The organism is Bifidobacterium polysaccharolyticum (assembly GCF_016101585.1).
Lineage (GTDB): Bacteria > Actinomycetota > Actinomycetes > Actinomycetales > Bifidobacteriaceae > Bombiscardovia > Bombiscardovia polysaccharolytica.
In genome coordinates, this window is sequence record NZ_JACFQG010000002.1 from 436,813 (window position 1) to 450,504 (window position 13,692).

Annotated in this window: 11 protein-coding genes; 1 reads left to right on the forward strand and 10 read right to left on the reverse strand. The window is 60.9% G+C overall.

Annotation, left to right across the window (positions count from 1 at the left end; genetic code table 11):
* Positions 1-56: 56 nt before the first annotated feature.
* Entirely contained in the window at positions 57-2,720 is a 2,664-nt protein-coding gene (locus H3T90_RS05000; RefSeq protein WP_198229781.1) for an alpha-L-rhamnosidase, read from the reverse strand.
* Positions 2,721-2,752: 32 nt separating this feature from the next.
* On the reverse strand, positions 2,753-4,051 hold the full coding sequence (locus H3T90_RS05005) for an MFS transporter (protein WP_198229782.1): 1,299 nt from the start codon (positions 4,049-4,051) through the stop codon (positions 2,753-2,755).
* A gap of 241 nt (positions 4,052-4,292) precedes the next feature.
* Between H3T90_RS05005 and H3T90_RS05010 the strand changes: the two genes are divergently transcribed.
* The gene (locus H3T90_RS05010) at positions 4,293-5,345 is read left to right on the forward strand and encodes a LacI family DNA-binding transcriptional regulator (RefSeq protein WP_198229783.1); all 1,053 of its coding nucleotides are present in this window, start codon (positions 4,293-4,295) and stop codon (positions 5,343-5,345) included.
* 480 nt (positions 5,346-5,825) lie between these two features.
* Here H3T90_RS05010 and H3T90_RS05015 read toward each other — a convergent pair whose 3' ends face one another.
* From H3T90_RS05015 to H3T90_RS05050, 8 genes are all read right to left on the reverse strand, one after another.
* Entirely contained in the window at positions 5,826-7,334 is a 1,509-nt protein-coding gene (locus tag H3T90_RS05015) for a sensor histidine kinase (RefSeq protein WP_198229784.1), read from the reverse strand.
* On the reverse strand, positions 7,322-8,053 hold the full coding sequence (locus tag H3T90_RS05020; RefSeq protein ID WP_198229785.1) for a response regulator transcription factor: 732 nt from the start codon (positions 8,051-8,053) through the stop codon (positions 7,322-7,324). The genes H3T90_RS05015 and H3T90_RS05020 overlap by 13 nt, the downstream gene beginning before the upstream one ends.
* Positions 8,054-8,203: 150 nt before the next feature.
* Positions 8,204-9,028, reverse strand: coding sequence for an ABC-2 family transporter permease (locus H3T90_RS05025; RefSeq protein ID WP_198229786.1), 825 nt, complete (start codon positions 9,026-9,028; stop codon positions 8,204-8,206).
* 1 nt (position 9,029) lies between these two features.
* Positions 9,030-9,887: a lantibiotic immunity ABC transporter MutE/EpiE family permease subunit gene (locus H3T90_RS05030; RefSeq protein WP_198229787.1), complete on the reverse strand. Its 858-nt coding sequence runs from the start codon at positions 9,885-9,887 to the stop codon at positions 9,030-9,032.
* Entirely contained in the window at positions 9,884-10,579 is a 696-nt protein-coding gene (locus tag H3T90_RS05035) for a lantibiotic protection ABC transporter ATP-binding protein (RefSeq protein ID WP_198229788.1), read from the reverse strand. Before H3T90_RS05035 ends, H3T90_RS05030 begins: the two co-directional genes overlap by 4 nt.
* Before the next feature lie 177 nt (positions 10,580-10,756).
* Positions 10,757-11,521, reverse strand: coding sequence for a hypothetical protein (locus H3T90_RS05040; protein ID WP_198229789.1), 765 nt, complete (start codon positions 11,519-11,521; stop codon positions 10,757-10,759).
* Between the two features lie 2 nt (positions 11,522-11,523).
* Positions 11,524-12,300 carry a multidrug ABC transporter permease gene (locus H3T90_RS05045; RefSeq protein WP_198229790.1) on the reverse strand — a complete coding sequence of 259 codons (777 nt, stop codon included), beginning with the start codon at positions 12,298-12,300 and terminating at the stop codon, positions 11,524-11,526.
* Entirely contained in the window at positions 12,300-13,403 is a 1,104-nt protein-coding gene (locus tag H3T90_RS05050) for an ABC transporter ATP-binding protein (protein WP_198229791.1), read from the reverse strand. Before H3T90_RS05050 ends, H3T90_RS05045 begins: the two co-directional genes overlap by 1 nt.
* Positions 13,404-13,692: the final 289 nt, after the last annotated feature.

Below are 13,692 nucleotides of genomic sequence, written 5' to 3' on the forward strand. Positions count from 1 at the left end.
AGCCTTCACGGGCCGATCTAGTCCAATCAGTCAGGACCTGGTCGGCCCAGTAGCAGTCAGCGTTCGACCACCAGATCGTAGGTTCCTGCAGGGTAATCCTTGCTGGATCGCTCGCCAGGAGCCGCAGGGGAACCAACCAGCACCCGCGCCACGGAACCGACAGGCACGACCAACTGAAGCCGGACTCGGCCGTCTTCGAGCCGCCAAGACGATTCAGCCATGCCATGCGGCGTCAGATGGCGCGTTGAGGCTTTCGTCAACCCACCACCGATTCGGGGATCGACCTCGAAGAGGCTCCACCCCGGTTCGAGAGCTCTCAGACCGCCGATCCGCTCATGCATCCACTCGGCCACAGACCCCAACGCATAGTGGTTGAAGGAGGTCATGCCGCCCGGATTGATGGACCCGTCAGGTTCCATGGAATCCCAACGCTCCCAAGTGGTCGTTGCTCCCATCTTCACCTGGTAGAGCCAGGAGGGGCACTCGGTTGACAGCAGCAGAGAGTATGCCTCAGCGTCATGCCCGGTCTCGCTCAAAGCCGGCAGGACGAATGGGGTGCCGGCGAAACCAGTGGAGACCTTGCCGCCTGATTCGCGCACCAGTTCCGCCAGCCGTTGGCCGGCAACCTCCTTGAGTCCAGGATCGGCATCGAACAACCCGAAAGCGATCGAAATCGCATAGGCGCACTGGGTATCGGAGGTCATGCGCATGTCTGTGCCATCGCCGGTCACAAACCGGTTCCGATATCCGGCGACCATCAGCTCATGCAGGGAGCGGTAATCGGCTGCTTCTGCCTGCTTCCCCAGAGCCTGGGCAATGCGGGAGGCATAGTCAACCGAACGAGCGAAGTAGGCAGTGGCCACCAGCTCCTTCTGCGTCATAGCCTGGGCAGGATCATCCGGCGGAGCGGTCGGGTCCAGCCAGTCTCCCAGCTGACCCAATACATAGTCAGGCCGACGATCCCAGACTCCGTCCGGCGACAGGTAGGTGCGCACCTCGTCTATCCATCCCCGCACCAAGTCCCAGGATTCATCCAGAACATGCCTGTCCCCGCCCTCCATATAGAGGGTCCAAGGGACTGCCACGGCTGCATCCCCCCAGATGGCGATAGCAGCCGGTTTGGCCCAGGCGCCCAGCGGCACAAAGGGCACGAAGAACGGTATGGTTCCATGAGTTTCCTGCTCGATGCGCACATCCTTCAGCCAGGAAGAGAGGAAGGCCTGAACATCGTACAGGTAAGCGGCCGTCGACGCGAAAAGGTCGATGTCTCCGGTCCAGCCCATGCGCTCGTCCCGCTGAGGGCAGTCGGTTGGTATGGAGAGGAAATTGGAACGCATGGACCATAGGACGTTACTGTGGAGCTTGTTCAGAAGCGGGTTGGAGCTGTCGAACCAACCGGTCCGCTCCATGGTGGAGTGGTAGACCCGGCAGTCGATGTCCTCGGCGGTCAGTTCTCCGGGCCAGCCCTCAATGCTGGCATAGCGGAAGGCATGCATGGCGAAGCGTGGCTCCCACCAGGCATCCTGGCCATTCGATATGTACTGATCATGCTCCTGCCCTCGGCGCAGGGTCCGTGTGGCCAGAGTGCCATCCTTCTCCAGCACCTCGGCATGGCGGATGGAGATCTGAGCCCCCTCTGCCAACCCATGCATGTGCAGGCGCATCCGTTGACTACAGTTCTGACCGAAGTCAATCAGCCAGGAGGAGGACTTCCCAGACCCTCCGGTATGGGTAATGGACACCGGCTGGTTCCGCCCCTGCATGCGTACGGCCTGGAGCTCCGGATTCTCAATCTTCGCCGGATCATAAGGAACCTCAGCCACTGGCCGCCATGCCGAGTCATCGAAACCCGGACTGGACCAGCCAGGCTCCTCCAACCTGGCATCGTAGGTCTCCCCCTCATAGAGGTCCGAGCATACGATCGGTCCCAGAGCGGTCTTCCAAGTGCGGTCCCAGGAGTTGGAGTAGATGTGGGTGATCGAGCCGTCCTCGCCCTCCACCTCCAACTGGGCGAACACTCCTATCCTGTCGCCATAGAAGTTGGCCATGCCGCCGTCGAAACCCAACCGGCCACGGTACCAGCCGTCGCCCAGCCAGAAGCCCATGGCATTGGCACCCTGCGACAGCTGCTCGGTCACGTCGTAGGTCCAGCACTCCAGACGGCGGCCATAAACGGTCCAGCCAGGCGTAAGCTCATCGGATCCGACCCGAACCCCGTTGATTTCAGCCTGGACCAGCCCCAGCGCCGACAGATAAAGCCTGGCGGACCTGGGCGCTGCAGGCAGCTGGAACTCCGCACGCACCAGCGGCAGATGACGATGGTCCGTCTCGGCCTCTGGCCAGGATGGACCGACGAAGTCAGCGATGCGGTCCGTCACATCCAACCCGACATCAAAGCGGCGCTCCGGCGATGGCACTCCGAGAGGGGATCCGTCAGCATTGAGCATGGCAAGAACCACAAGGGCCCGCTCCCGCGGACGAAGGGGCTCAAAAGGCCAGGCCAGGAGAACATTGTCGCCTGCGTCGACCTTGGCCTCCTGCTGTACAGGATCGTCGCCCGGCATCCGCCTGGTCAGCTTGACCACCACTTTCGCCCCCTGGGGCGGCTGATCCGAGTATGTCCAGGAGAGCCTGGGCTTGTGGCTGCCGATTCCCAGCACATCACCGTGGTAGTGCTCCACCTCAGGGGCGCTGATGACGATTGTCTGATCCGTATTCATATAACTTGACCTCCTTGTCTTGTATGCGGGCGTTATCGCTTGGACCGTTCCCGGCGTTCCTCATCGGTGCCATACCGTGCCTGGAGCCTGATCATGACGGTTCCGGCGATGGCCTCGATGATCACCACCACTGCAAAGCCCCACATGGTGGTTCGAATGGTCGAAGGCACGACCAGGGCAGGGGTGACCAGGGCGAACAGGCCACAGCAGAGACGGGAGAATCCGTTGATGAAGCCCTGGATGGAGGCGCGAATCTCAATGGGGAAGGATTCCTGGGTCCAGACCTTGTAGAGGGCCTCGCCGGCCAAGGGGCTGCCCAGGTTCATGAAGGCGGTGGCGCCGACGATTACCCACAGGTTGGTGCCGCCAAGGGAGAGGGCGACCATGGCGATGAAGGTGATGATGATGCCTGCCACAAAGGCCTTGTTGCGATATTTGCCCCCGGCGATCGAAGCGAAGACGATGTTGAGGATCAAGGTCACGAAGTTGAGGATGATGCCCATACCGGTGGCCAGGGTCTGGGAAGCATGGGCGTTGACCAGCATGAATGTCTGGAACTGGCCCCAGGTGTTGGCCAGCAGATTCCAGCCCACATAGAAAATCAGGATTGCAGCGAAGAAGCTCAGATACATCTTCTTGTCCGCGCCCATCATCACCTTGATCACCGACACCTTTGCCCCGGTCTCAGCACCGGGCTCGGCTGCATCACGGCGGTCAGCGGCCTCATGGAAGGCACGGAAGGTGGGCGAGCATGTGCGCCAGAGCCAGGCAATCACTGCAAAAACAGCCAGAATGACGAAAACCACACGGCCTCCTGCAGCCCCCTGCATCCTGGAAACCAGGAAAGCACAGATGAAGGAGATGAACACGCCAACCTGCCAGTAGACCTGGGTGGTGGATACCAGACGGGCCGCCAGCGAATCATTGGGAGCATCATGGGAGACGACGGTCATCGACACCGGCAAGTCAGCACCTGAGGCCACGCCTGCGATGACCACTCCGACCAAAAGCATGGCGTAGGAACCGGAGAATACGACGATGGCGGCCCCCACCGCATAGAGCAGATTGATCCAGTTGAAAAAGCGTACCCTCCCCACAGCGTCAGCGATGCGACCTCCAAAGAGGGACCCGAAGGCGATGGCGAAGGTCAGGGCCCCCGACAGGACCCCCACCTGCCCATTGCTCAGCCCGAAACCCTGCTGCCAGACTGTGATGGTCGATGAGAGGCCCACGATGATGCCTGATCCCAGCATGGACCCGATGCCGGCGGCAACAGCCAGGGAGCCATAGCCTCCCAGCCCCTTGTCCGCCGTTGAAGTGCTGTCTGCCATATTGTCTCCTCTGTCATTGAGGCGAGCGTCGGGCGCGACCTTGCATATCGAAGCCCGACACCGGTCATTTTTATTTTTCATTTCATAAATAAGGCGAAAGACTGCCTTGTCATGGATTAATACTAACTCGCTTTTTGAAAATTTCAATCCTTGCTTCCAATCAAAGACCGGCGCTACCGGCAGCTAAGCGTTAGGCTGGTTTTACGCGATAATCACGGCCAGCAGGAAGGAATCCGACACAATGTCGTCCGCACAAGACGCAGCCGTCCCGGTAGGCAAAGGCAAGGTCGGCGTTGCAGACATCGCCCAGAAAGCCGGGGTCTCGCTGGGCACTGTCTCCAATTATCTGAACTATCCTGACCGCGTCTCGCAGACTCTGAAAAAACGCATAAGCGCAGCAATAGACGAACTCGGCTATGTGCCCCGTCCAGCTCGCGGAGCCGCGGCACTGACCGGGCAGTCCACCATCGGCATCATCATGACCGACATCGAGCATTCCCTGTTTACCTCCGTATTCGAGGGGGCTCAGGAAATCTGCGAGGACATGGACATGCAGCTGATCGGCACCAATGCCTATTCCGATTCTGAGCGCCAGACCAGCCTGCTCAAGCTCTTCTACTCCCTGGGCGTTAAGGGGGTTATTCTCTGCAGCGTAGTGGACTGCACCGCTGACCTGGAGTGGGCGGCCTCGGTCAAGTTGCCCGTGGTGCTGGTCGATCATGTGGAGCCCGGCAGCAAAACCAAAAACTGCAGCGTCCTGGAGGACAACCTCGCCGTAGGGCAGATGGCGACCAGGCATTTGCTGGAAGCCGGATGCCAACACATCGCCTTCGTCTCCCACTCCTTCGACTACCAGTCCATATACGACCGCTATACAGGGGTTCAGCGGGCCATGCGAGAGCAGTCCCAGGCCAAGTTGTCGATCATCGATTCGCACGGAATCATGACGGAAGACGGCTATGCGGTCGGCGATGAAATCAGCCAGCTCCCCCCGACGGCAGTCCCTGACGGCATCATTACCGGTACCGATGCGCTCGGGGAGGGGATCATCAATGCCCTGCAGGAGAAGCGCAGATATCGCGTACCCGACGACATCAAAGTCATCGGCACCGAAGGCGCCCGTAGAGACAGCTATCCTAAGGTCCCCTTATCGGTCGTCGCCGCGCCCGGCATCGACATGGGCCGCAAGGCCGCCACTCTTTTGATGGACGAATTCAGCAACTCCCGGCACGTGCACGGCTCCGTGTTGATTGAACCGACTCTGGTGGAGCGGGATTCAAGCAAGGCGGCATAATCGCGCGGAAAAACATTCAGCGTGCTATAACCATACTTCGTCGTGACCGCCCGGCAATACCCGCCCTTACCGTAATGCCATTCAAGGCTTCTTTTACGAAGACATCTCAGCCGAGGCATAGTTGGCCACATATCGTTGGTATTTGCTCCGATACAGAGTAGAAGCGCACAGTGGAGGAAGCCTTGAGTGCCGATTCTCCGCAGTCCCCTCAATCTCCAGCAGGCTCACCAGGGTGGAATTCCTGGTCTGACTGTTGGCAATGGCCATGACATCCTCAAGCATGCGATCAATGGTTCCCTTAAAGCGCTGATTGTCGAGGAACCGCTCTCCCCCAGGACCAGTTCCAGCCCTTGGCTACCGACACAACCTCTGATTTTTGCACACAGGCCCCTGCCAATTGATAATCTTCGTCATCTTTATCACTGTGCATTTCTTAGCCGGACACCGGGTTTGCAGTGACCGATATTCACCCCGCCACATTCACTCCACCGGCAAAGATACAGTGACTACTGCGCCATCGCCATCGGTTGCATTTCCAAGGGTCAGGCGCCCTCCTGCACTTTCGACAGCAGACCGGGCTGCGGCCAGGCCTATGCCATGGTGACCGCTGGAACCGTGCCGACTGCTATCGGCCTGATAGAGCCACTCCGTGGCATGGGCCAGAGCCCTACTACTGAATCCTGGACCCTGGTCACGCACGGTCACCACCAAGGCACGGCCGCCCTCACGGCCATCCTTCAGCCTCCAGGTCAGCGTCACCAGACCTTGGTGGGGCGAGTAGTCAGCCGCGTTGGCGATGATGTTCATGATCGCCCTGGCAAGGTCAGCGGCATTACCGGAAACCTGACCAGCGTCGGAACCCAGGCGGTCATCCCTCTCAAACCGCAGACCCCGGGCATTCAGGTAGCCTTGGGCCTGGTTGTCGACCATATCCCTCAAAGCAACTATTGTGACCCCGGATCCCCCGTCGGCGGTGCCCACGGAACCCTGACTGATGGCCTGGGCATAGTCAGCCATCTCCCGGATCGCATCCTCGATGGAGTCCAGGTAGGACTGCTGCTCCTGGCTGAGTTCGGTCTCCCCCAGCAGATCGGCGTTGCCTCGCATGATAGTCAGCGGCGTCTTCAGGTCGTGGGCCAGGGCCGCCACCTGCCGACGCTGGGATTCCTGGGCCGCCCAGGTCTTCTCCAAGGATTCCTTCAGCGTCACGCGCATTCTGTCAAAGGACCCCAGCACCCGGTTGATCTCCCAAACATTGCTGCGGGGCAGGGAGGCATCCAGGTCCTGCCGCCCTATGTCGTCAGCCACCTGGTTGAAGACCTTGAGCTTGGACGAAATGACATGGGCCGCCCGCAACCCGACCAACAAGAGGGTGAGCAGCAGGGCGACCCCGCAAGACGTCAGCAGAAGGCTCTGGGGATTGGGATAGCTGTCCCGGGTCTGCCTTGACGCCCACTGTGGCTGAACCCGATAGGCCAGGACGCATAGTCGTCCGTCGGCTGTGGCATAGACGGCATAGGTCGCATCCGGCTTCGCACGAGTGGAGAGAGGCCGTCCCGTTTTCTCTCTTTGCTCTTCTGATGGTTTAGATACGCTATGCTCCCGATGGTCGGTAGCCAGCTGGTCGGCCTCGCTGGCCATGCCGCCCGTCATATCTCCCCCAGTGGGACGCCCTTGATCGTCATAGGTCCGGTACCAATAGGCGGCGGGAATCATAGATTCGTCAATAGCGGTCGAACGGCCGATGGATTGCCCGACCTCCTCCAGATGCTGCTCGCCATAGTTGGCCCAGAAGAAGTCGCCCCTGGCCCCCAGGTTTATCCAGACCATATAAATGCCGGCGAACAGCAGAGCCAGAATCAGCAGCACGTAGAGAAAGTACCTGATGATCAGCAGAACAATGGGCATTCCCTTGCGGCTTTCCCAGCTCTTGCCGTCGACGCTCTGCTGCTTGGACGACTCAGGCACGCCGTCAGTCAGGCCACCCATTGGTAACCCACCGACCAGATGGTCCTGATGGGGTCCACCCCCAGAGCCTTGAGTTTGCGCCGGGCATTGCTCAGATGGACTCTGACCGCAGCCGTGGCATCGCTGTCCGTATCATCGGCGGCCGGGTCATCCTCTGCGGCCAGGCAGGCCTCCCATATCTGCATGGGCGCGTAGGCCCGACCGGGATGTTCTGCCAGCAGGGCGCATATGCGGTATTCCGCATCCGTCAGATTGGCGTTGCGCCCGTCCACCCTGATCTGCCGCGCCTGAAGGTCCATGTCCAAGGGTCCGAAATGCAGGAGGGGACGCCCGCGCCGACTGCCCTGAGACAGCCTCGCCCTGACCTTGGCTCGGAGTTCGGCGATACCGAAAGGCTTGCGTATGTAGTCGTCGGCGCCCAGGCCGTAGGCCAGGACCGCGCTATCCTCATCGGTCTTGGCCGTCAGGAAGATGATCGGGCAGGACACCCGGTCTCTGATGGAAGTCAAAAGGGCAAAGCCGTCCATGTGGGGCATCATGACATCGCAGAGAATCAGGTCGACCGAGGACAGGTCCATGCTTACAACTTTCCGCGACTCATTGACCACGGTCACGGCATAGCCGTCCTTGGACAGGGCGGCCATCAGCAGGGTGGTGATCCTTGAATCGTCGTCCACCACCAGGATGGAAGCCCGATGCTGATCGTCCCCACGGGAACCTTCGGCATGCACGTCAGCCACGATTGGCTCCTTTTCTGCGCTTAGCGACCCGGCCCAGCAGCGTTTGAGAATAAACACCTTGCGGGCCAGGATTCTTGCAAGCTTGATTTCTTGCAGGACGATTTTCTTGCAGGACGGATTTCTCACGGACCGGATGCCCTGTGATCCAGTCTAATCGCTGACCTTGCGCCGATCCTCGAACCTGCCGATCCAGAGCAGGAGGGCCAGGCCCAAGGTCAGGGTGAGGACCAGACAGGGAACCAGATTATCCAGAGCCGTCACGCCGATTGAAGCACGCAGACCCTCCCCTCCCGGCATGGTCAAGGCCAGGGCCTGCTCAATCCCCAGGGAGCCGAATCTGGTAGGCCAGGTGAAGGGTATCCACTGGCTGATTCCAGGAGTGCTCCCGACACCGGACAGGGTGCGGCCGTACAGGCCATTGAAGAGGCCGCCGAGGGAACTGATGGATATCCCAGTGCCGAGTACCCCAATGGCGATGGTCGCGTTTCTGCCGAAGCGAAGCGCCAGAGCGATGGAGAAGAGGTAGAGGCAGAGGGAGCCACCTGCCATACCCAAGGTGGCGAGCGCGACGGCCGAGATCGGCGCACCCAATCCGCCGGTCAGAGCCATGGGCAGGCAGTATGCCAGCGCCGCCAAGGCAAGAGCCAGCAGACCCAGCAGCCAGAGCACAAGGATCTTGGCGGCCAGGCCCAGACGGCGGCTGGGAATCCCCAGAATGTTGGCCATGTCGCCGGCCTCTCGCTCGGTTTCGATGTTTATGGCAACGACGATGGCGGCCATCAGGGGCATGAAGGCGCCCAGGACCTGAAAGAATGCATCGGTCTCCAACCCGGGATCATAGGGGGCTGCGGCGAAGTAGGCACCGCAGACGAGTCCTGCCGCCAACCCGCAGATGACGTGGATGGCGATAAGCACAGATCCGTGCAATCGCACGACTTCCGAGGCCACAACCCGGCCGACTGTCATCCCAGCCATGTCAGTTGGTCTCCTTCCGAGAGAACCAGATTCCCGTCAGGACGGACAGGAGCAGGAACCAGACCAGGCAGACCACCAAGGCCGTCAGACTCTGCCCGCCGAAGACAGAGAGTGCAGCTTTGATTGGGCTGTTGTCTTCGGTCTCCAGTGGCACACCATCGGGCATGACCTTCATGAAAGGCACCGGCAGGTTGATCATGGCGGCGGGCGGCAGGAAGGGCCAGAGCCGTTGGTTCCCCCAGAAGGTGATCGAGGCCAGCAGGTCCGCCATGTAAGGCAAGCCGAATCCGACTAGAACGCCGAATCGGGCGGTCAGCGCCAGTCCGGTCGGTATCATCCAGGAGCATGCTAGGACCAGCATCAGGGCGCTGACTACGAAATCAACTATGGAGGGGCCCTGAACCCCAGAGACGGCGACCATGAGTGCCGAAAGGCCCAGAGCCAGCAGGGTGGCAATGCCGATCAGAAGCAGACAGTAGACGATCTTGGCCCACCAGATCAGAACAGGCGCAGCAGGCAGGGCCAGAGTGGTCCTCCACCGTTGCTTTCCGTCGATGTTGGCCACGGCAACGCTTATCAGAGCAGTCATGGCCGGAAGGAGCAGAACATACCAGTAGTTGACCCAGGAGGGGATCCAGATATGCAATCCGAACGCGAAGCAAGCCACGATGACAATGAGCACCAGGGGGAAGGCCAAGGCCATCCGCCTAGGCGCAGCCGACCTGCCCTTCATGATCTCCGCCGCCAGAATTCTGCCGAAGGGGATGCCTCCTCCCCGCGTTCTAGCCTTTGTCACGGCTCGAGCGTCTGAAGCAGCCGTATCCTGCTGGACGAGTTCGTTGGCATTCCGCTCGTTCATCGCGACCTCCTAAGCACGTCCATGAACAGCCCCTCCAGGTCCTCCCCGGCGTGCAGTTCATTCTCGTAGGCCAGGCGACCGTCGGCGATGATGCCGATGTGATCCGCCAGGATTGATACCTCGGAGAGGATATGGCTGGAGACGATCACGCTCATCCCCTGCTGCGGGAAGCTGCGGATCATCCCCCTCAGCTCCTCGATGCCCAACGGATCCAGCCCGTTGGTGGGCTCGTCCAGAATTAGCAGACGGGGTTTGGTCAGGATGGCGTTGGCTATTCCCAGGCGCTGCTTCATGCCCAGGGAAAACTGTCCAGCCTTCTTGGAGCCCGTATCGCTCAGTCCGGCAATGGAGAGCGCCTGGTCGATCCGCTCATCGGGCAGGCCAAAGAGGGTTGTGCGCACCTTGAGGTTCTGGCGGGCCGTCAGGTTGGGGTAGACGGGCGGGTGCTCGATCAGGGCGCCGATGTCGTAGAGATCCCTGCGCGACCAGGGGTGCCCGTCCAGAATCATCGATCCGCCAGTGGGGTGCAACATGCCTGTAACCATCTTCAGTGTGGTGGACTTTCCAGCCCCGTTTGGGCCCAGGAGCCCGTAGACTCCGCCCTCAGGAACATGCAGGGACACCTGGTCGACGGCCCGCTGTCCGTGGCCGAAGACCTTGGTCAGCCCCTCGGTCCGCAATATGTAACGCATGGTCAGCTCCTATTCGTTTCCTTGTGGCAGGAGCCAGACTAAAGACCGAAAATAAAGAAAGATAAAGGAGCCGAAACGGATTCTCACGCCGACATAATGTCTTGCTAGACGAACACCTGAGACAGGAGGAGGGGTGCATGCACGCGCACAGCCCCTCCTGCCTTCCACATCCTTGAATCACAACCTCAGGTAGGCCCCTGACCGTATTCTGCGCAGGGCCACTACAGAGGCCGCTAGACCGATGACCACCTCCACCAGCCCCCTGATGACCTCGGCAAGGAGAACCGCCGTCCAGGATAGGCCATAATCTCCCACAGCCTGAACCGTGACCCCCAAAGGGAGGATGGTTGCGAACCGACGAAGTGGGGCCGGGTAGGCTTCAGCGGGCACGACCACACCCACAGCCACCGGGAGGAGGACAGTGACAGCATTCAGCGGGGCGAAGGAATCTGCAGTCAGCAGACCGAGGCCACCCACAAGGAGTCCCAAGGCCAAACCTGCAAATAGGGCGGTGGGCAGGAGGCTCAGGGCCCGGAGAAAATCGGACGGACTGTGTCCGACATTCAGGACCAGGGTTCCGGCCAGGGCGACCAGCCCTGTGAACGAAGCAGCCACCACACCCGGAAGACCCAGGCCAATCCAGTAGGCCAGGTCCATCGGAAGGCGTATCAGGACCTGCGAGATGATTCCCTCCTCCCTGTCCATGGTCATACCGCTTGCCATGACAGTCGCCACCTGGCAGGCTGCAGTCACCAGACCACCGGCGTATCCGATGCGAGCCAGGGCCGGGGAATTCAGGCTCCCTCCGAGCATGAGCTGGCAGGCCACGTCCAGAATGGGGACAACGACCAGGGATACCAGAAGGGCCAGGGGCCGGCCAGCAGGCATGGAAGAGCGCCAGCTGACATTGGCGACGGTGAGCATCCTATGAACCCAACTCATGGTCAGATCACCTCGATTGTACCGTCACGCCGGGCTCTGGCCTCGGAAATGCTGGCAAAGCAGGCGGCCAGGCTGATCCACAGGAGTAGGGCCACCAGCCAGCAGGCCAGGTCCCACCAAAGGATGGAAACCCCTGGATCGGATGCAATGCCACCTGCCTTCATGATGGACAGGGCAGGCCGGGTGGGGGTCAGATTCTTCAACCCCTCCCCCAGGTCAATCGTTCTCGTCGGACCCTCGAAAACTCCTGACAGGGCCATACAGGGGACAAGGACCAGGCCTTCATAGGCCGTGGCATAAGGGGTCATGACGAAGAAACAGGCCACAGCCAGGGCCATGACCAGGGCCCCCAGCCAAATCAGGGGCACCCCCAGGACCAGAACCGGCCAATGCTCCCCCAGCTCGGTCGGCAGGAGGGCACCCGGCCCTGGAATCAACCAGGCCACACCGGCTAGAGGAAAAGCCAGCAGGCCAAAGGTGGCGGTTGAAGAGATCAGGGCAAGGATGGCAGGCCGGGGGCCAGACCTGCTGACCATGAGATGAGCCAAGGTCCCTTTGCGCCGTTCGAAACCAATCAGACCTGCGGCGGAGGTGCAGGAGGTCCACAGGCCCATGACGGCCGAACGGAGAAACCCCTCGTAGGGATCGGATCCCCAGGCCCTGACTCCCAACCGTTGGACCAGGCAGGCTGAGAGGGTGGCTACCAGGAGGATCTCAATGAAGTAGGTGGTTCTGGTGTATTCGCGCAGTTGGAAGGCGGCCTCCCTGAGCATCCTCATCAAAGATCCGCCTCCGCGCCTGGGCGGGCGGCCAGGGCCAGGAAAGCGTCCTCCAGACCTGCGGGCCTGACCAGGAGGTCCGCCGGGCAGTCGAGAGATCGGTCCGCGAAGAACCGGGCCATTTCTCGTCTGAGACGGGTCGGCTCTGCATCGGCAGGTCCTGATCCCTCCTCCGAGGCTCGCTTCCAGAGGATGGAGACCATCCAGTCGGGGCCTGATGGCCGTGTGAGGACCACGCCGCGCCGGCCGATCCAGCCAATCAGGATACCGGGGTCGGCCAACTGGTCCGGCCTTAAGGTGAAGGAAGCCACCCAGCCCACGTCGGCGAACCGCCGGACGGCCTCCAGAGACCCATCGACCAGGATTCTGCCCGAGTCGATGACCGCTATGCGGTCGGCCAGTTCCTCCACCTCCTCCATGCCATGGCTGGTCAGGAGGATGCCTACCCCCGAATCCGCCACCGAACGGATCAGGCTGCGGATTCGCAGGGCCACGCCCGGGTCCAGGCCACCAGTTGGTTCGTCCAGGAGGAGGAGTCTTGGGGAGCCTAAGAGACTCCTTGCTATGTGGAGGCGCTGGGTCTGACCCCGCGAGAGCTCATATACTGCATGGCGCTCCTTACCGTTCAGACCCACCTCCTCCAGGACACGGCCGATTTCGCTGTCCCTCCGCCGGTAGGGCACATCGGCCAAGTCGGCGAAGAAGCGCATGTTGGCCATTACCGTGGCCCTGGGGTAGAAACCCCTGTCCCCACCGAGCACCAGCCCCAATCTCTTCCGGGCCTGGCTCGGATCGGCAAGGGCATCCACCCCGTCCACGCTCACCTCGCCACGAGTAGGGGTTAGAAGTGTGGAAGCGATTTTGACCAGGGTGGTCTTGCCGGCCCCGTTCAGACCGACCAAGGCCTGTATCTTTCCCCGGTCCACCTTCAGGCTGATGTCCGATAGGACTGTGGGAGGCCCCTCCCTCCGCCTACTTCGCCTTCCGGCGAAGGACCGCCAGACGTGTGAGAGGGCCAGGGCCGGACTGTCATCGCCTCCGGCCTGCGGATACCTGCAGCTTTCACGTCTACTTATGTTGAAATGCTTGATGAAATCAATCAAAATTAGATGCCGTTTCCGTGCTCTGTGTCTACAAATCCATGCGCACCCAGACCGTGATCGAAATCAGGATCGAACCAATGCGGTCCGGAGTACCACGAGAGACGCCTCATAGGGGCGCCAGACCGGGCATAACAGAATCGCCGCCCCTACGGGCGGCTTGAACCAGCGGGCCTACAAAGCCTAAAGGGCTTCAGAAGACCCTGCCCGGGATCAGCTTCTCGCAAAGGAAGCCGGCAGTCATATGACTTCACCATCCACTGATAACAAAAATCGCAGGGGCCAGGACTAC

What these genes read in the sequence shown, in the direction of transcription:
- H3T90_RS05000 (WP_198229781.1), bottom strand. Translation starts at nt 2,720, where the DNA reads ATGAATACGGATCAGACAATCGTCATCAGCGCCCCTGAGGTGGAGCAC.
- H3T90_RS05005 (WP_198229782.1), bottom strand. Translation starts at nt 4,051, where the DNA reads ATGGCAGACAGCACTTCAACGGCGGACAAGGGGCTGGGAGGCTATGGC.
- H3T90_RS05010 (WP_198229783.1), top strand. Translation starts at nt 4,293, where the DNA reads ATGTCGTCCGCACAAGACGCAGCCGTCCCGGTAGGCAAAGGCAAGGTC.
- H3T90_RS05015 (WP_198229784.1), bottom strand. Translation starts at nt 7,334, where the DNA reads ATGGGTGGCCTGACTGACGGCGTGCCTGAGTCGTCCAAGCAGCAGAGC.
- H3T90_RS05025 (WP_198229786.1), bottom strand. Translation starts at nt 9,028, where the DNA reads ATGGCTGGGATGACAGTCGGCCGGGTTGTGGCCTCGGAAGTCGTGCGA.
- H3T90_RS05030 (WP_198229787.1), bottom strand. Translation starts at nt 9,887, where the DNA reads ATGAACGAGCGGAATGCCAACGAACTCGTCCAGCAGGATACGGCTGCT.
- H3T90_RS05035 (WP_198229788.1), bottom strand. Translation starts at nt 10,579, where the DNA reads ATGCGTTACATATTGCGGACCGAGGGGCTGACCAAGGTCTTCGGCCAC.
- H3T90_RS05040 (WP_198229789.1), bottom strand. Translation starts at nt 11,521, where the DNA reads ATGAGTTGGGTTCATAGGATGCTCACCGTCGCCAATGTCAGCTGGCGC.
- H3T90_RS05045 (WP_198229790.1), bottom strand. Translation starts at nt 12,300, where the DNA reads ATGAGGATGCTCAGGGAGGCCGCCTTCCAACTGCGCGAATACACCAGA.